The following is a 17,473-nucleotide window of genomic DNA, read 5'->3' as shown; positions in this document are numbered from 1 at the left end:
ATGAGTGAACAAAAAACCATACGATTTATTATCACACGTCAAGATACAGCCGACAGCACGCCTTACGATGAAGAATTTGAGATTCCATACCGCCCGAATCTGAACGTCATTTCCGCTCTGATGGAAATCCGCCGGAATCCGGTTAATGTCAAAGGTGAGAAGACAACCCCTGTCACATGGGATATGAACTGTCTTGAGGAAGTATGCGGCGCATGTTCAATGGTCATAAACGGAAAACCCCGCCAATCTTGCACGGCGCTTATCGACCAGCTTGAACAGCCGATCCGTTTAAAACCAATGAAAACATTCCCAGTCGTTCGTGATTTGCAGGTTGATCGCAGCAGAATGTTTGATTCATTGAAAAAAGTTAAAGCGTGGATACCGATTGACGGTACGTACGATTTAGGACCGGGGCCGAGAATGCCGGAAAAACGCCGTCAATGGGCATATGAATTATCAAAATGCATGACATGCGGCGTCTGCCTTGAAGCTTGCCCGAATGTGAACAGCAAATCGAAGTTCATGGGGCCTGCACCGATGTCGCAAGTCCGCCTGTTTAACGCGCATCCGACAGGCGCCATGAATAAATCTGAACGATTAGAAGCATTAATGGATGAAGGCGGCCTTCAAGATTGCGGTAACTCGCAAAACTGTGTTCAATCCTGTCCGAAGGGGATTCCGCTTACCACTTCGATTGCAGCCTTGAATAGAGATACAAACTTACAAGCGTTCCGCAATTTCTTCGGAAGCGACAGAGTATAAGAAGAAAAAACCTCTTCCGCATGGGAGAGGTTTTTTTAAACAATAAGGAGATGAAAAAAGATGAAGCTTCCCGCTTATATTGATATGCCGTTTCAAGAATGGAAAACATCCTTTTCTTTTTTCAATAAGGTATCCGTAAGATTTTCCGAGACAGACATGTTTGGGCATATGAATAATGTAACCCCTTTTATATATTTTGAGGAGGCGCGGATTTCTTATTTTAAACAGCTGAATATGATGAGTGAAAACAAACAGACCATGACCGTCGTGGCAAGCCAGCAATGCGATTATTTGCGCCAAGTCATGCCTTATGAAGAGTTGCGCATCTATGTGAAAACAAGCGCAGTCGGCAGTTCATCTCTTACCTTGCACTATCTCGGAGAGAACCTCGAAGGCGAACCCTGCTTCACCGGGGCAGTCGTGATGGTTCAAGTCTCAAAGGAAAGCGGCAAAGCTGTCAGCTGGACAGATGAGGAGAAAGAAACGCTTCTTCATACACGATAAACTAATTATCTTGTAAACGTCACCTCCTGCGCCCTTCTTACATATGATATCTCGACTATATCAAAACCCATTCGTTTCTGATTCGCTCTCACCTTAGCAAGGAGGGTTACAATACTTGAAGGAGAAAGAATTTCAATCGAAGCCGCTGCTAACGAAAAGAGAAAGAGAAGTGTTCGAATTGCTCGTTCAAGATAAGACAACAAAGGAGATTGCAAGCGAGCTATTTATCAGTGAGAAAACCGTTCGAAACCATATTTCAAATGCCATGCAGAAATTGGGTGTGAAAGGGCGTTCGCAAGCCGTTGTTGAGCTTCTTAGAATGGGTGAGCTAGAGCTTTAATCCTTGCCGGTATTCCTTCTTTTGGAAGGAGCCGGTTATTGCTGTTTGTTTGGAACATTCGAAACCATATTTGGAATGCTGTGCAAAACGTAGGCAAGTCATAAATTAAATTTTATTTCTTGATGTTGTTTGACTAAAGTCCTCTATTTCTCTCCTGCGAGTCTTGCATTTTCTTCAAAAAAGAAGGAAAATAGACACGGAACGCTTTTGTGCGTAAGAGATCCTTGAGTGAGGGATGGACAAATGACATCAAAACCTTTGGAGCATGTTGCGGATATTGAAAAGTCACTCCGCCACATTGCCGCGATCATTAAGCAAAAAGGACGAGAAATCCTTAACCAATATGCGATTACGCCGCCGCAATTTGTCGGCTTGCAATGGCTTTATGAATTAGGAGATATGACAATCGGTGAATTATCGGGCAAAATGTATCTGGCATGCAGCACGACAACGGACTTAATCGACCGCATGCAAAAAAATGAGCTTGTTGAGCGGGTCAAGGACCCGGCGGACAGACGTGTTGTCCGGATACATCTGCTGCCTGAAGGAGAACGGATTATCCAAGAGGTCATTACAAAAAGACAGGAATATCTGCGTGATATGTTCGAATCGTTTACAGATGAAGAAATAGCCATCTTCGAAAAATCTTTGATGAAACTGCAGCATGAAATGAAGAGAAAATGAGGCGATTTTGTTGGAACAACCAATAGGAGTCATTGATTCCGGGGTTGGCGGTTTAACCGTTGCGAAGGAAATCATGAGACAGCTACCTAAAGAAAATATTATCTACGTCGGGGATACGAAACGGTGTCCTTATGGGCCGCGCCCTGAAGAAGAGGTGCTTCAATATACGTGGGAGCTGACGAATTATTTACTCGAAAACCACCACATCAAAATGCTGGTGATCGCCTGTAATACAGCAACAGCGATCGCATTGGATGACATCCAGCGAAGCGTCGGTATACCGGTGGTCGGAGTGATCCAGCCTGGTGCGAGAGCAGCGATAAAAGTGACGGATAATCAGCATATCGGTGTCATCGGCACAGAGAATACGATTAAGAGCAATGCATACGAAGAGGCGCTTTTGGCATTAAACCCTGATCTGAAGGTTGAAAACCTTGCCTGCCCGCTGCTTGTGCCTTTTGTGGAAAGCGGGAAGTTTCTCGACAAAACAGCAGACGAGATTGTCAAAACCTCGCTGTATCCGTTAAAAGATACATCGATTGATTCGCTGATTTTAGGCTGCACCCACTATCCCATTTTGAAAGAAGCCATTCAAAGATATATGGGAGAACACGTTAACATTATTTCGTCCGGCGATGAAACAGCCCGGGAAGTCAGCACGATTCTCTCGTATAAAGGGCTGCTGAACCAGTCTGCGAATGCCCCGGATCATCAGTTCTTGACAACAGGAGCGCGTGATCAGTTTGCGAAAATCGCAGACGATTGGTTTGGCCATGAGGTGGGCCATGTGGAATGCATCTCACTGCAAGAACCGATTAGAAGATAGTTTTCCCCGCAACGGTATGTTGCGGGTTTTTTCTGTTTTGCCGGAATTCTTCGGTCTATTTCCTAAAGAGGCTCGTATACATAATAGTACAAACATCCTTAGGAGGGAAAAGTATGCTGAAAAAAGGACCTGCAGTCATTGGTGCCACTTGTCTCACCTCTGCCTTGCTTTTATCCGGATGCGGTTTGTTTCAATCTGATAAGGCAGCCGAGGAAATTGATCCGCCTCAAGACGTTACATTCGTGAACGATGAAGCGGGTGCCAATTCAAATACAACAGCAGCCAAAAAAACAGAAAGTGAAAAAAGCGATACCGCAAAAGCGGATCAAGCCTCATCTACTGTTATGAGGGAGCTTTATCTCATTGATAAAAACGGGTATGTTGTTGCGCAAACGCTGCCTCTCCCTAAAAGTGAGAGCACGGCTAAGCAGGCGCTTGAATACCTCGTACAGGGCGGGCCTGTGTCTGAAATTCTTCCGAATGGCTTCAGAGCTGTATTGCCGGCTGACACCACCGTTAACGTTGACATCAAAAAAGATGGAACCGCGATAGCTGATTTCTCTAATGAGTTCAAAAATTATAAGAAAGAAGACGAACAGAAAATCGTTCAATCTGTGACGTGGACGCTGACGCAATTTAGTTCGATAGATAAAGTGAAGCTGAGAATAAACGGGCATGAACTGAAGGAGATGCCTGTAGGAGGGACGCCGATCTCAGATGATTTAAGCCGCAAAGACGGCATTAATTTGGAGACAGCCGGTGTAAATGATCTCACTGCTACCCATCCGCTGACAGTCTACTATTTGGCGGAAAATGAAGACAGTGAATACTACGTGCCGGTGACGAAACGAATCGACAATTCGGAAAAAGACGACATCACAGCAGCTATTAATGAATTGGCTAAAGGCCCAAGCAAGGTGAGCGGGCTGTTAACAGACTTCAGTGAAGATGTAAAGCTGGTCAGCAAACCGAAAATCAAAGACGGGCGTGTGACGTTGGATTTCAATCAATCTATATTCGGCAGCGCCGATGAGAAGACGAAAATGATTTCTTCAGAAGTGCTGAACAGCATTGTGCTCACGTTAACGGAGCAGCCGGATATAAAAGGCGTGTCTGTTAAAGTGAACGGAAAATCAGAGCTGGTAAATGAAAAAGGCGAAAAGCTCACAGAACCGGTCTCCAGACCATCTCAAGTGAATACGGGTAGTTTTTAAATTGGGATTTTTGATATACTAGGAAGAAAGAGGTTAGCGTTCCGGCTGCCTCTTTCTTTATTCAATTCCGGGACAAAAATGGTTTATGTACATACAATCGGAGGTAAAACATGAGACATGACGGAAGACAACACGATGAGCTGCGTCCAATCACATTCGATTTGGATTTTATCAGCCATCCGGAAGGTTCTGTTCTAATAACAGCGGGAAATACAAAGGTAATCTGCAACGCGTCTGTTGAGGACCGCGTACCGCCGTTTTTGCGGGGCGGAGGAAAAGGCTGGATTACAGCAGAGTACAGCATGCTGCCGCGGGCAACAAACCAAAGAACAATCAGAGAATCTTCTAAGGGGAAAATTTCCGGCAGAACAATGGAGATCCAACGCCTGATCGGCCGCGCGCTTCGAGCTGTTGTAGATCTGGAAAAGCTCGGTGAACGGACGATTTGGATTGACTGTGATGTCATTCAAGCTGATGGAGGAACTAGAACAGCTTCCATTACAGGCGCATTTCTTGCTATGGCGATTGCGATTGGCAAGCTGATCAAAGCAGGAACAATCAAGACAAATCCGATCACTGATTTTCTTGCTGCAATCTCTGTTGGAATTGATAAGGAACAGGGGATTTTGTTAGATTTAAATTATGAAGAAGATTCCTCGGCTGAAGTTGACATGAATGTCATCATGACAGGCAGCGGCCGTTTTGTGGAACTGCAGGGAACCGGGGAAGAGGCGACTTTTTCAAGAGAGGATCTGAACGGTCTTCTGGGTCTTGCGGAAAAAGGAATTCAAGAGCTGATTGACAAGCAAAAAGAAGTGCTGGGTGATTCTCTGCCAGAACTGAAATAAAGACAGAAAGGCTTGATCATCATGAAAGAAGCAATTATTGCGACACATAATCCGGGAAAAGTGAAGGAATTCAAAGAAATTCTTGAGCCAAGAGGCTATGATGTCAAATCTTTAGCTGAAATTGGATTCACAGAAGAAATTGAAGAAACAGGCCATACATTTGAAGAAAATGCCATTCTGAAAGCGGAAGCTGTTGCCAAAGCAGTGAACAAAATGGTGATTGCGGACGACTCCGGTCTATCCATCGATAATCTTGGCGGCAGACCCGGGGTTTATTCAGCCCGCTATGCAGGGGAACAGAAAGACGACCAGGCAAATATCGAAAAAGTGCTCAGCGAGCTGAAAGGTATCGAAAAAGAACAGCGCACCGCCCGTTTCCGCTGCGCACTGGCCGTGAGTATTCCTGGAGAGGAAACAAAAACAGTCGAAGGCCATGTTGAAGGGTATATTGCTGAAGAACCGAGAGGAGAATATGGCTTTGGCTATGACCCAATCTTTATCGTGAAAGATAAAGATAAGACAATGGCTGAACTGACTAGTGATGAAAAAAATAAAATCAGCCATAGGGCTGACGCGCTTAAAAAGCTGTCTAAGCTTTTGGAGGCATAAGGAGGAAGCTTGTACATGAACGTGCTGATTATCAGTGACAGCCATGGGCTTGAAGAAGAACTCCAGACCATTGCGAAACGGCATGAAGCAGAAGTTGACCTTATGATTCATTGTGGGGACTCTGAGCTTGAAACGGGGCACCCTGCATTGGAGCCTTATGCGGTTGTAAAAGGCAATTGCGATTTTGCCGGCGATTTTAAGGACGAGCTTCTACTGACTGCCGGTTCAAGAAAAATACTGGTCACACACGGCCACCTTCACGGTATAAAACAGACCTTGTTAAACGTATACTATCGTGCAGAGGAGCTCGGAGCGGATATTATCTGCTTCGGGCATTCGCACATCGCGGGAAGCGAAGTGCTGCGGGGCAAACTGATGATTAACCCAGGCAGCATCCGGCTTCCGAGGGTGCGCAGGACAGAAAGCTATGCTATACTGACATTAGAAAATGATGCTGCGACAGTCCGTTTTTACGACCAAGCAGGCAATGAAATTGAGGATCTGCAAAACCGATTCACACTATGAAAATGTCATGAGGAAGAAAATTTTCTTCCTCATGAAAAAAATTCTAAAAAACCGTTGACTTATTATTGCATCCCATATATAATAAATCTTGTCGCTGATAGTTAAAGCGAAAAACAAAAAACAAAACGTGTCCCAGTAGCTCAGCTGGATAGAGCAACGGCCTTCTAAGCCGTCGGTCGGGAGTTCGAATCTCTCCTGGGACGTACCAAAAAGTCTCAAACCTCTACATAGGGTTTGGGGCTTTTTTTATTTTGGTAATGGTAAAAATTCTTATGTTCAACAGAGTCAAAAACAGAGGGTGCCTTGAAAATGTTACCTAAAGAAAATGAAACTTTCAGTTCTTAACTTTGCCAAGCGAGAAACATTCGGAGATTGCATCTGTGACTCTTAAAATATTATTCCAGATGTTAAAGGGTGAAGCTTGAAGTTAAAGGGTAAAAACAATACTTTTTTTAGTAATATTGAAGTGTTGATCAAAATCATTAAATGTTTGAAAGCGATAAGGATTACTGAGGAAAGATTACACTGTGGCTCTGGGTAATTCAAATTGTTGCCTGATGTTACGCTGTCAATTACAACATCTTTTGGTGGTGATAATGGAGATCATGGATATAATTGAACAGTTTGAGTGGGGTAGGCTTAACTTTTATAAAAGAGGCCTCAAATTTAGGTAATGAGGTTGAAAAAGGATTATCGATAATTTTTCAAAAATTAAACCTTTGATAAGATGAGACGATATAATAAAACGCATTGTCTAATTTTATAAAAGGAGTGATATTTTTGAAAAAAATAATCTTGATATTTGCATTTATTCTTTGCTCAATCATGAGCCCTTTTTATCAAGTGCATGCAGCTGAAGAGGAAAAAGGCTGGGTGAGTCAGGCTGATTTACCGGAACCTAGAAGCCATGCAGCTACAGCTGTTGTCGGAGACAAAATATATGTTATTGGTGGGTACGGTAAAACTTTAGCCACAAATACTACATTTGTTTATGATTCTAAAAAAAATGAATGGTCAAAGAAATCGGATATGCCAATAAAATTAGCTGGCTCGGCCGTTGCGGTAGTTAAAGATAAGATTTATGTAATGGGGGGGAATACATATCGAACCAGTCATACTGAAAATTCTTCAAAACTATTAATTTATGATACCAAAGCTGATAAATGGGAAGAAGGAGCAGATGTCCCCAAAAAAAGCTTCTTAGGGACAGCGGTAGCTATTGATAATACCATTTATCTAATGACGCAGCAAGAAACATCTACACCTAATCATTTTGCTTATAATACCACAACAAACAAATGGGAAAATAAGGCGAATGGACAACCGAATTCAAAAGCAGCGGCATCCGCGGCAGTGAATGGAAAAATTTATTATATTGGTGGCGCGAGTGCGAATTCTGGAAGTAATACCATTTATGAGTATGACCCGGTGAAGAATTCATGGGTTAAGAAAGGGTTTTTAATTAATACTTCATATGCTTCTGCTGTAGCTTACGGCGGCAAGATTTATATAATTGGAGGCTACTTCTCAACGAATACTAACGCAACTAATTTTGTCCAAGTGTACGATCCAGTAACTAATACTACAAATACTATGGATCAAAAAATGCAGTTTGCTCGCGCCGGGGCAGGAGCTGTAGTAATAAATAATGATCTTTATGCGGTTGGAGGAGCTATAAAGAGACCTTCTGAAAGTAACTTTTTTAACTCTGTTGAAAAATACACAATTAAAAATACTTCAACTGCTCCTGATCCGGGAACTGACAACGGTAATGGAGCGAAGCCAGGCGAGGAAGCACCATCTGATGACGGCGACGCCATGCTTGTCATTACAATGGTTAACGGCTTGCAGAAAGAGTACCAGCTCTCCATGAAAGAAGTTAACGCATTTCTTAAATGGTACAAGGAGCGTGACGCTGGAGAGGGGCCAGGCTTTTATGAAATTGATGAGCATGACAACAACAAAGGGCCTTTCGAAAGTAAAAAGGACTATGTTGTGTTTAAAAATATATTGATGTATGAAGTGAATAAATACAAATAATAAACATCCATCCAATATAGTGCTTATGGATGTTTTACAGTGTCTCACTGTTGAGGAAAATGGATAGAAAGTGTGTGGAACTAACGAACGTTAGCTGGAGATATTAAGGGGAATTCAATTGATAGTACTCTTTCATATCACTTGTATTAGTAATGTGGTTCTTACCTCGTGGTATGGAGTCGAAAAAATGTTGAAAAAATGTAAAAATTATGTTGGATTTTTCTTGAAAGATACTTTCAGTCTTCAACATAGTATGGAAATAGGTTTGTAATAACTTGATAATTGAAGCTCTCACACAACTGTTTGGAACAAGCCTCTATTGGATAGATAAAGTTTTTAAAAGGCTGACCTAAAATCATGTCAGGTCAGCCTTTTGTTGATATTTTTATTTGTTATTTAACGGATCATCATCCAAGCCGTCAACTTTTCCTTCTTTATTCAGACGAGGTTCTTCTTTTTTCACAGTTTCAGAAATATGTTCATTTTCTTCAACAGTGCGTTTGCCGACAACCACTTCATCAGTGACAACCGGTTTTTTAGTCACTTCAAGCTTTTCCTCAACGATTGGCACTCTGATCTCTTCCGAATCGTTGACGGGAGCAGCGTCCGTTTTATTTTCATCCACTGGACGGCGTTCGACATAAATTTCATCATGTCTCACCGGGATGTCCATATCTCTTTTTTCTGTTTTCACTTCTTTTCCTATTTCTACTTCGCCGGTTTGAACGTCTTCCTTATCGACTTTCAGCTGTTCTTCCCGGAGCGGCATCGTTTTTTCTTCTTTCGTTGTATAATCCGCCACTTCATTTGCGCTTGAAAAGCCGCCTGAAAGGGCATTGCCGTTATCAATAGGAGCATTTACATCTGCATCTGTATCGACGGCTACCAGAAGTTTTCCGTCATCCAAATCTTCTTGATACTTGTCTATTTCATCAGTTTTAATATCCAAGTCGGATAATGCTTTGCTGTGTGTAGCAGTATCATCCATTGTGAAATAATCTTTCAGTTTATCGAAAAAAGATTCAGATTCGTCCTGATGTGCATCGATAGCTTGATTGACTTCTGTTCCTGTACGTGACTCCAAATAATCTGTATCTCGCCGGCTTGTCACAACAGAAATGTCATCAGAATCATAGCCTTTTGTGAGTAAGCCTTCAATCGCTGCGATGGTTTCCTGCGGAGTTTCGTATACACCAACTATGCTTTTCATATCAATCTCCTCCTTTATGAATTTGCATGATATCGTTCATGTCGTTTGTAATTCCCGCTGTTCTTTGAATTAAACAAAATTGAAAACATTGGCGTGTACATAAAGGTGAAATGTGTGAATTTAAAAAAAGATAGATAAGACAGACCTTCCCCTGCACTTATCTATCCTTATAAAGCCGTCTCACAATTCCTTCGTCATAAACACACTGTTTGGATCTTCAACATAGTCTGCAAACGGTTCACAGTACTGAAAATCGAAGCTTTCATACAACTTTCTTGCCGGCTCAAATGAAGCCATTGAACCCGTTTCTAAGCTTAACCGCTCATAGCCTCGCTTCTCGGCTTCTTCAATGATATGCTGGAGAACTTGTTTGGCAACGCCTTTTCTTAAATGTGATGCAGATGTTCGCATTGATTTGACTTCTCCGTGCCAGCTGTCCAGTTCTTTTAGCGCTCCGCAACCGGCTAGTTCATCACCCTCCCATGCACTCCAAAATGTTATTCCAGGCCCTCTTAGTTTTTCTAAACCTAAGGCATGAATGCTTTCCGGCGGGGACATAAGCGTCATGCTATGTAAATGCTCATTCACCAGTGAAACCACCTGATGTCCAGTTAAATCATCTATTTTTATATGCATTTTATTCCTCCTAAAACATTCATCTTAATCATATTCCATCCTGTTTCCAACTATAAAGACAGAAAATCTGACAGTATTGAAGCCTTTTTGGAATGTATGAGCTTCAAAAGATGCTTGAAAGCAACAAAGAGGCCGAAATCGTGTTCGGCCCTTGCAGTTTTCTTTAATATCTAAAGCCTCCATGCACACCGGCTGTTCCGCTAAAACCGCCGACATGTGTCGCCGGAATACTGAACCCGCCGCTATGGCCGCTGAAGCCAGTGCCTGAAAATTGCTGCCCGAAAAAATCTGAAGTGTATGGATAAGAGGAGTACATAGCAGAGGGAGTGGTTAACGGGCTATATGCCTGGCTGAACGGCTGTCCGTATCCGTAGCCTCCAAATGGCTGATGGCTTTGCTGGTAAAAGGGAGGGACAGCAGGATAATACTGCTGCGGAAAGCTCGGGAAGCTTGGAAAGCCTGCAGGGAATCCTTGCATGTCTGCTAATGATTTATTCATCGTATCACCTTTTCTTTGCAAGATACCATTAATGTATGCCGGGGAATAATAGGGGTGCCTATCCGAACTTGAAATGGATTGCAAGTTGATCTGTCAGACTCAATCCATATACGAACCATAGCGTGTTATAAAATCTTACATGTTTATATAAAATTAAATAATTCTGGGGTATTCTTGATAGATTAATAAAAAAATTATAAAAACTTTTAACATTTGCAATTCCTTTTGTACCAATAATGAAAGCGTATACAATATAGATTGATTAATCAAAATTGTCTAATAATTTTAAAAAATGCTGTTGACACTGCGTCCAAAGCGGCGTAATATGAGTTCAACAAAAGATAAACGCAAGCTTCACAAGCGAAAATCATCGCAGTATGATTCTAAAAAAATGAAAAACAAACGACCTTCTTGAACAGCTGGAAAGCCGTTCCGAAGGCTGAATATGAAAAGCGCAGATGAGGATAAGTAGCCTTGAAAAAGCTTTCCACAGAGAACCGGGTTAGCTGAGAACCGGCGAAGCTTTACAAGGTGAACTCGCCTCAGAGTGCCAGTCTGAAATGACAGTAGGACTTGGCCGGGTGAACTTGATTCACTCGTTACTAAAGCGGATAGAAATATCCATGAGACGGCCGACTAAGGCCGTAAACAAGGGTGGTACCGCGGAAAGAAAAGCCTTTTCGCCCCTTTTAGCTATCGCAGTTACTGCGCGGCTGATTGTGGGCGGAAGGGCTTTTTTTATTGAATAATCAGCTATCTAGCTAATGAAAAGATGATCTTTAAAGGATGAAAATCCAAAAGGAGGAACTAAAATGGGGACTAATGTACAGGTGGATTCAGCATCTGCCAAATGTACACAGACGATGAGCGGAGCATTAATGCTGATTGAATCATTAAAAAAAGAGAAAGTAGAAATGATCTTCGGTTATCCGGGTGGGGCTGTGCTTCCGATTTACGATAAGCTATACAATTCAGGGTTGGTACATATCCTTCCCCGTCACGAACAAGGAGCAATTCATGCAGCGGAGGGATACGCAAGGGTCTCCGGAAAACCGGGTGTCGTCATTGCCACGTCAGGGCCGGGAGCGACAAACCTTGTTACAGGCCTTGCTGATGCCATGATTGATTCATTGCCGTTAGTTGTCTTTACAGGGCAGGTAGCAACCTCTGTAATCGGGAGCGATGCATTTCAGGAAGCAGACATTTTAGGGATTACGATGCCAGTAACAAAACACAGCTACCAGGTTCGCCAGCCGGAAGATCTGCCGCGCATCATTAAAGAAGCGTTCCATATTGCAACAACTGGAAGACCCGGACCTGTATTGATTGATATTCCGAAAGATGTAGCAACAATTGAAGGAGAATTCAGCTACGATCATGAGATGAATCTCCCGGGATACCAGCCGACAACAGAGCCGAATTATTTGCAGATCCGCAAGCTTGTGGAAGCCGTGAGCAGTGCGAAAAAACCGGTGATCCTGGCGGGTGCGGGCGTACTGCACGGAAAAGCGTCAGAAGAATTAAAAAATTATGCTGAACAGCAGCAAATCCCTGTGGCACACACCCTTTTGGGACTCGGAGGCTTCCCGGCTGACCATCCGCTTTTCCTAGGGATGGCGGGGATGCACGGTACTTATACAGCCAATATGGCCCTTCATGAATGTGATCTATTAATCAGTATCGGCGCCCGTTTTGATGACCGTGTCACAGGAAACCTGAAACACTTTGCCAGAAACGCAAAGATAGCCCACATCGATATTGATCCAGCTGAAATCGGAAAAATCATGAAAACACAGATTCCTGTAGTCGGAGACAGCAAAATTGTCCTGCAGGAGCTGATCAAACAAGACGGCAAACAAAGCGATTCAAGCGAATGGAAAAAACAGCTCGCAGAATGGAAAGAAGAGTATCCGCTCTGGTATGTAGATAATGAAGAAGAAGGTTTTAAACCTCAGAAATTGATTGAATATATTCATCAATTTACAAAAGGAGAGGCCATTGTCGCAACAGATGTAGGCCAGCATCAAATGTGGTCAGCGCAATTTTATCCGTTCCAAAAAGCAGATAAATGGGTCACGTCAGGCGGACTTGGAACGATGGGATTCGGTCTTCCGGCGGCGATCGGCGCACAGCTGGCCGAAAAAGATGCTACTGTTGTCGCGGTTGTCGGAGACGGCGGATTCCAAATGACGCTTCAAGAACTCGATGTTATTCGCGAATTAAATCTTCCGGTCAAGGTAGTGATTTTAAATAACGCTTGTCTCGGAATGGTCAGACAGTGGCAGGAAATTTTCTATGAAGAACGTTATTCAGAATCTAAATTCGCTTCTCAGCCTGACTTCGTCAAATTGTCCGAAGCATACGGCATTAAAGGCATCAGAATTTCATCAGAAGCGGAAGCAAAGGAAAAGCTGGAAGAGGCATTAACATCAAGAGAACCTGTTGTCATTGACGTGCGGGTTGCCAGCGAAGAAAAAGTATTCCCGATGGTGGCTCCGGGGAAAGGGCTGCATGAAATGGTGGGGGTGAAACCTTGAAAAGAATTATCACATTGACTGTGGTGAACCGCTCCGGCGTGTTAAACCGAATCACCGGTCTATTCACAAAAAGGCATTACAATATTGAAAGCATTACAGTTGGACACACAGAAACAGCCGGCGTTTCCAGAATCACCTTCGTCGTTCACGTTGAAGGAGAAAATGATGTTGAACAGTTAACGAAACAGCTCAACAAACAGATTGATGTGCTGAAAGTCACAGACATCACAAATCAATCGATTGTCCAGAGGGAGCTGGCTTTAATCAAGGTTGTCTCCGCACCTTCAACAAGAACAGAGATTAATGGAATCATAGAACCGTTTAGAGCCTCTGTCGTTGATGTCAGCAGAGACAGCATCGTTGTTCAGGTGACAGGTGAATCTAACAAAATTGAAGCGCTTATTGAGTTATTAAAACCTTATGGCATTAAAGAAATTGCGAGAACAGGTACAACGGCTTTTGCGAGGGGAACCCAGCAAAAGGCGTCATCCAATAAAACAATATCTATTGTATAAAACATAACAAGGGAGAGATTGAAATGGTAAAAGTATATTATAACGGTGATATCAAAGAGAACGTATTGGCTGGAAAAACAGTAGCGGTTATCGGGTACGGTTCGCAAGGCCACGCACATGCCCTGAACCTTAAAGAAAGCGGAGTAGACGTTATCGTCGGTGTTAGACCAGGAAAATCTTTCACTCAAGCCCAAGAAGACGGACATAAAGTATTTTCAGTAAAAGAAGCGGCAGCCCAAGCCGAAATCATCATGGTTCTGCTTCCGGATGAGCAGCAGCAAAAAGTCTACGAAGCTGAAATTAAAGGTGAATTGACAGCAGGAAAATCATTAGTATTCGCTCATGGATTTAACGTGCATTTCCATCAAATTGTTCCTCCAGCGGATGTAGATGTATTCTTAGTGGCACCTAAAGGCCCGGGACACTTGGTAAGAAGAACATATGAGCAAGGAGCTGGCGTACCTGCATTGTTCGCAATCTATCAAGATGTGACTGGAGAAGCAAGAGACAAAGCCCTCGCTTATGCTAAAGGAATCGGCGGTGCAAGAGCTGGCGTATTAGAAACGACATTTAAAGAAGAAACAGAAACAGATTTGTTCGGTGAGCAAGCAGTTCTTTGCGGCGGATTAAGCGCGCTTGTCAAAGCCGGATTTGAAACATTAACTGAAGCAGGTTATCAGCCTGAACTTGCATACTTCGAGTGCCTTCATGAGCTGAAATTAATCGTAGACCTTATGTACGAAGAAGGACTTGCAGGAATGAGATATTCAATCTCTGACACAGCACAGTGGGGAGATTTCGTATCAGGTCCTCGCGTTGTGGACGCTAAAGTAAAAGAATCTATGAAAGAAGTATTAAAAGATATCCAAAACGGTACATTCGCAAAAGAGTGGATCGTCGAAAACCAAGTAAACCGTCCTCGTTTCAACGCTATCAATGCAAGCGAGAACGAACATCAAATCGAAGTAGTGGGAAGAAAGCTTCGTGAAATGATGCCGTTTGTGAAACAAGGCAAGAAGAAGGAAGCGGTGGTCTCCGTTGCGCAAAATTAATTTTTTCGATACGACGCTTCGTGATGGTGAACAGTCCCCTGGAGTGAACTTGAATACACAGGAGAAACTTGCCATAGCTAAGCAGCTCGAAAGACTCGGGGCAGATATCATTGAAGCGGGATTTCCCGCTTCGTCCCGAGGTGACTTTTTAGCTGTTCAGGAAATCGCAAGAACCATTAAAAATTGTTCAGTAACTGGTCTGGCCCGTTGTGTAAAAGGTGATATTGATGCTGCTTGGGAAGCGTTAAAAGAAGGTTCTCACCCGAGAATTCATGTTTTTATCGCCACATCGGACATTCATTTGAAGCACAAGCTGAAAATGACACGTGAGCAAGTCATTGAAAGAGCGGTTGAAATGGTGAAATACGCAAAAGAACGTTTTCAGATTGTGCAATGGTCAGCTGAAGATGCCTGCCGCACTGAACTGCCGTTTCTAGCAGAAATCGTCGAAAAAGTGATTGACGCAGGCGCCAGTGTTATCAATCTTCCGGACACTGTCGGCTACCTGGCTCCGGCGGAATACGGAAATATCTTTAGATATATGAAGGAAAACGTTCCGAACATTCACAAAGCAAAGCTTTCAGCCCACTGTCATGATGATTTAGGAATGGCAGTCGCAAACTCTCTTGCTGCGATTGAAAATGGCGCTGATCAAATCGAATGCGCTGTGAACGGGATCGGTGAAAGAGCCGGAAACGCGGCATTAGAGGAAATTGCCGTAGCCCTCCATACCAGAAAAGATTTCTACCAAGTCGAAACAGGCATTACACTGAACGAGATTAAGAGAACAAGTGATTTAGTAAGCAAACTGACAGGCATGGCTGTCCCGCGCAACAAAGCGGTTGTTGGAGATAATGCATTTGCTCATGAATCAGGCATCCATCAGGACGGCTTTTTAAAAGAAAAATCGACTTATGAAATTATTTCACCGGAGCTTGTCGGTGTAACCGCAGATGCGCTTGTCCTAGGTAAACATTCCGGACGCCACGCATTTAAAGACCGGCTGACTGCTTTAGGATTCCAATTTGACAGTGAAGAGATTAATAAATTCTTTACGATGTTCAAAGAGTTGACTGAGAAGAAAAAAGAAATCACTGATGAGGATCTTGTTTCTCTTATTTTAGAAGAAAAAGTAACAGATCGCAAGATTGGGTATGAATTTCTTTCTCTTCAAGTACATTACGGAACAAGTCAGGTCCCTACGGCTACTCTTTCGTTGAAAAATCAAGAAAACGCAGAGCTTATTCAGGAAGCTGCAACTGGAGCTGGAAGCGTGGAAGCAATCTACAATACGCTTGAGCGCTGCATCGATAAGGACGTAGAGCTCTTAGACTACCGCATTCAGTCTAACAGAAAAGGCGAAGATGCATTTGCCCAGGTGTATGTAAGAGTTTTGGTGAACGGAAAAGAATCAGCAGGGCGGGGCATAGCGCAAGACGTATTAGAAGCATCAGCGAAAGCTTATTTGAACGCAGTCAACCGTCAATTGGTTTTCCAGTCGAATATGAGCGGATTGAAAAACCACACAGCTGTCGGATCATAAAAGAAAGGAGAACGGTTAACTTGAAGAAACGTATTGCTCTATTGCCCGGAGACGGGATCGGCCCTGAAGTATTAGAATCAGCGACAGACGTACTGAAAAGTGTTGCCGAACGCTTTAACCATGAATTTGAATTTGAATATGGCCTGATTGGAGGGGCGGCTATTGATGAACATCATAACCCCCTCCCGGAGGAAACCGTTGCTGCTTGTAAAAATGCAGACGCGATATTGCTTGGTGCTGTCGGCGGACCGAAATGGGATCAAAATCCTTCGGAACTGAGACCGGAAAAAGGGCTGCTCAGCATCAGAAAACAGCTTGATTTGTTTGCGAATTTACGGCCTGTGAAGGTATTTGAAAGCCTTTCTGACGCTTCGCCTTTGAAAAAAGAATATATAGATAATGTTGATTTCGTTATCGTTCGTGAGCTCACAGGCGGCTTGTATTTCGGCCAGCCGAGCAAACGCTATGTAAACACTGAAGGTGAGCAGGAAGCAGTAGATACACTGTTTTATAAGCGAACGGAAATTGAACGAGTGATCAGAGAGGGCTTCAAAATGGCGGCAGCCAGAAAAGGCAAAGTGACCTCTGTAGATAAAGCGAATGTTCTTGAATCAAGCCGGCTGTGGCGTGAAGTGGCTGAGGACGTTGCACAAGAGTTTCCTGATGTGAAGCTTGAGCACATGCTTGTGGATAACGCGGCCATGCAGCTAATTTATGCACCGAATCAATTTGATGTCGTGGTGACTGAAAATATGTTCGGTGATATTTTAAGCGATGAAGCGTCCATGCTTACAGGCTCTCTCGGAATGCTCCCGTCAGCCAGCCTATCAAGCTCTGGTCTTCATCTGTTTGAACCTGTTCATGGCTCCGCGCCTGATATTGCCGGTAAAGGGATGGCAAATCCGTTCGCAGCCATATTGTCAGCGGCAATGCTTTTGAGAACATCTTTCGGGCTTGAAGAGGAAGCGAAAGCTGTAGAAGATGCGGTAAACAAAGTCTTGGCTTCCGGAAAAAGAACAAGAGACTTGGCACGGGGTGAAGAGTTCAGCAGCACTCAGGCCATTACAGAGGAAGTTAAGGCAGCAATCATGAGTGAAAATACAATGTCTAATGTGTGACAGCTTACGTT

The 17,473-nt window shown here is 43.4% G+C and carries 18 protein-coding genes, 1 tRNA gene and 1 other annotated feature; of the genes, 16 read left to right on the top strand and 3 right to left on the bottom strand.

Annotated features, from left to right (window positions below; all coding sequences use genetic code 11):
* The 11 genes from sdhB (at position 1) to M1D65_RS13785 (ending at position 8,352) form a co-directional block, all read left to right on the top strand.
* Positions 1-762, top strand: coding sequence for a succinate dehydrogenase iron-sulfur subunit (sdhB, locus tag M1D65_RS13835; protein ID WP_014477584.1), 762 nt, complete (start codon positions 1-3; stop codon positions 760-762).
* Positions 763-822: 60 nt separating this feature from the next.
* Positions 823-1,266, top strand: coding sequence for an acyl-CoA thioesterase (locus M1D65_RS13830; RefSeq protein ID WP_124072879.1), 444 nt, complete (start codon positions 823-825; stop codon positions 1,264-1,266).
* Positions 1,267-1,381: 115 nt separating this feature from the next.
* Entirely contained in the window at positions 1,382-1,606 is a 225-nt protein-coding gene (gerE, locus tag M1D65_RS13825; RefSeq protein WP_003184172.1) for a spore germination transcription factor GerE, read from the top strand.
* A gap of 243 nt (positions 1,607-1,849) precedes the next feature.
* The gene (locus tag M1D65_RS13820) at positions 1,850-2,290 is read left to right on the top strand and encodes a MarR family winged helix-turn-helix transcriptional regulator (RefSeq protein ID WP_003229573.1); all 441 of its coding nucleotides are present in this window, start codon (positions 1,850-1,852) and stop codon (positions 2,288-2,290) included.
* Between the two features lie 7 nt (positions 2,291-2,297).
* Positions 2,298-3,116 carry a glutamate racemase gene (gene racE / locus M1D65_RS13815; protein WP_015251521.1) on the top strand — a complete coding sequence of 273 codons (819 nt, stop codon included), beginning with the start codon at positions 2,298-2,300 and terminating at the stop codon, positions 3,114-3,116.
* Between the two features lie 113 nt (positions 3,117-3,229).
* A complete protein-coding gene (gene gerM / locus M1D65_RS13810; protein ID WP_021480263.1) occupies positions 3,230-4,330 on the top strand; it encodes a spore germination protein GerM in 1,101 nt (366 codons plus the stop codon).
* Positions 4,331-4,440: 110 nt separating this feature from the next.
* Complete coding sequence (gene rph / locus M1D65_RS13805; RefSeq protein WP_003246039.1) at positions 4,441-5,178, top strand: ribonuclease PH; 738 nt, start codon at positions 4,441-4,443, stop codon at positions 5,176-5,178.
* A 12-nt stretch (positions 5,179-5,190) separates the two neighbouring features.
* A complete protein-coding gene (locus tag M1D65_RS13800) occupies positions 5,191-5,787 on the top strand; it encodes an XTP/dITP diphosphatase (protein WP_015251523.1) in 597 nt (198 codons plus the stop codon).
* Positions 5,788-5,802: 15 nt separating this feature from the next.
* Positions 5,803-6,312 (top strand): metallophosphoesterase, encoded by a 510-nt coding sequence (locus tag M1D65_RS13795; protein WP_456270596.1) that lies wholly within the window; start codon positions 5,803-5,805, stop codon positions 6,310-6,312.
* Between the two features lie 129 nt (positions 6,313-6,441).
* Positions 6,442-6,515 (top strand) — tRNA-Arg (locus M1D65_RS13790).
* Between the two features lie 577 nt (positions 6,516-7,092).
* The gene (locus M1D65_RS13785) at positions 7,093-8,352 is read left to right on the top strand and encodes a Kelch repeat-containing protein (RefSeq protein ID WP_249852220.1); all 1,260 of its coding nucleotides are present in this window, start codon (positions 7,093-7,095) and stop codon (positions 8,350-8,352) included.
* 385 nt (positions 8,353-8,737) lie between these two features.
* Here the strand turns inward: M1D65_RS13785 and M1D65_RS13780 are convergent, their stop codons facing one another.
* From M1D65_RS13780 to cotQ, 3 genes are all read right to left on the bottom strand, one after another.
* Complete coding sequence (locus M1D65_RS13780; protein WP_249852219.1) at positions 8,738-9,562, bottom strand: YsnF/AvaK domain-containing protein; 825 nt, start codon at positions 9,560-9,562, stop codon at positions 8,738-8,740.
* 180 nt (positions 9,563-9,742) lie between these two features.
* Positions 9,743-10,198, bottom strand: coding sequence for a GNAT family N-acetyltransferase (locus tag M1D65_RS13775; RefSeq protein WP_187953767.1), 456 nt, complete (start codon positions 10,196-10,198; stop codon positions 9,743-9,745).
* Between the two features lie 163 nt (positions 10,199-10,361).
* A complete protein-coding gene (gene cotQ, locus M1D65_RS13770) occupies positions 10,362-10,697 on the bottom strand; it encodes an inner spore coat protein CotQ (RefSeq protein ID WP_038827685.1) in 336 nt (111 codons plus the stop codon).
* A 446-nt stretch (positions 10,698-11,143) separates the two neighbouring features.
* Positions 11,144-11,388: a binding site (T-box leader), on the top strand.
* A gap of 121 nt (positions 11,389-11,509) precedes the next feature.
* Between cotQ and ilvB the strand changes: the two genes are divergently transcribed.
* From ilvB to leuB, 5 genes are read left to right on the top strand one after another with little or no spacing between them, the layout of a single operon-like run.
* Positions 11,510-13,234 carry an acetolactate synthase large subunit gene (ilvB, locus tag M1D65_RS13765; protein WP_015251528.1) on the top strand — a complete coding sequence of 575 codons (1,725 nt, stop codon included), beginning with the start codon at positions 11,510-11,512 and terminating at the stop codon, positions 13,232-13,234.
* Entirely contained in the window at positions 13,231-13,749 is a 519-nt protein-coding gene (ilvN, locus tag M1D65_RS13760; protein ID WP_004399096.1) for an acetolactate synthase small subunit, read from the top strand. The genes ilvB and ilvN overlap by 4 nt, the downstream gene beginning before the upstream one ends.
* Positions 13,750-13,772: 23 nt before the next feature.
* A complete protein-coding gene (gene ilvC / locus M1D65_RS13755) occupies positions 13,773-14,801 on the top strand; it encodes a ketol-acid reductoisomerase (RefSeq protein WP_038827683.1) in 1,029 nt (342 codons plus the stop codon).
* Positions 14,788-16,344 (top strand): 2-isopropylmalate synthase, encoded by a 1,557-nt coding sequence (locus M1D65_RS13750; protein WP_456270595.1) that lies wholly within the window; start codon positions 14,788-14,790, stop codon positions 16,342-16,344. Before ilvC ends, M1D65_RS13750 begins: the two co-directional genes overlap by 14 nt.
* A 20-nt stretch (positions 16,345-16,364) precedes the next feature.
* Positions 16,365-17,462 (top strand): 3-isopropylmalate dehydrogenase, encoded by a 1,098-nt coding sequence (gene leuB / locus M1D65_RS13745; RefSeq protein WP_072175585.1) that lies wholly within the window; start codon positions 16,365-16,367, stop codon positions 17,460-17,462.
* Positions 17,463-17,473 lie beyond the last annotated feature (11 nt).

The organism is Bacillus sp. JZ39 (genome assembly GCF_053903145.1).
This window is presented reverse-complemented; position numbering and strand designations above follow the sequence as displayed.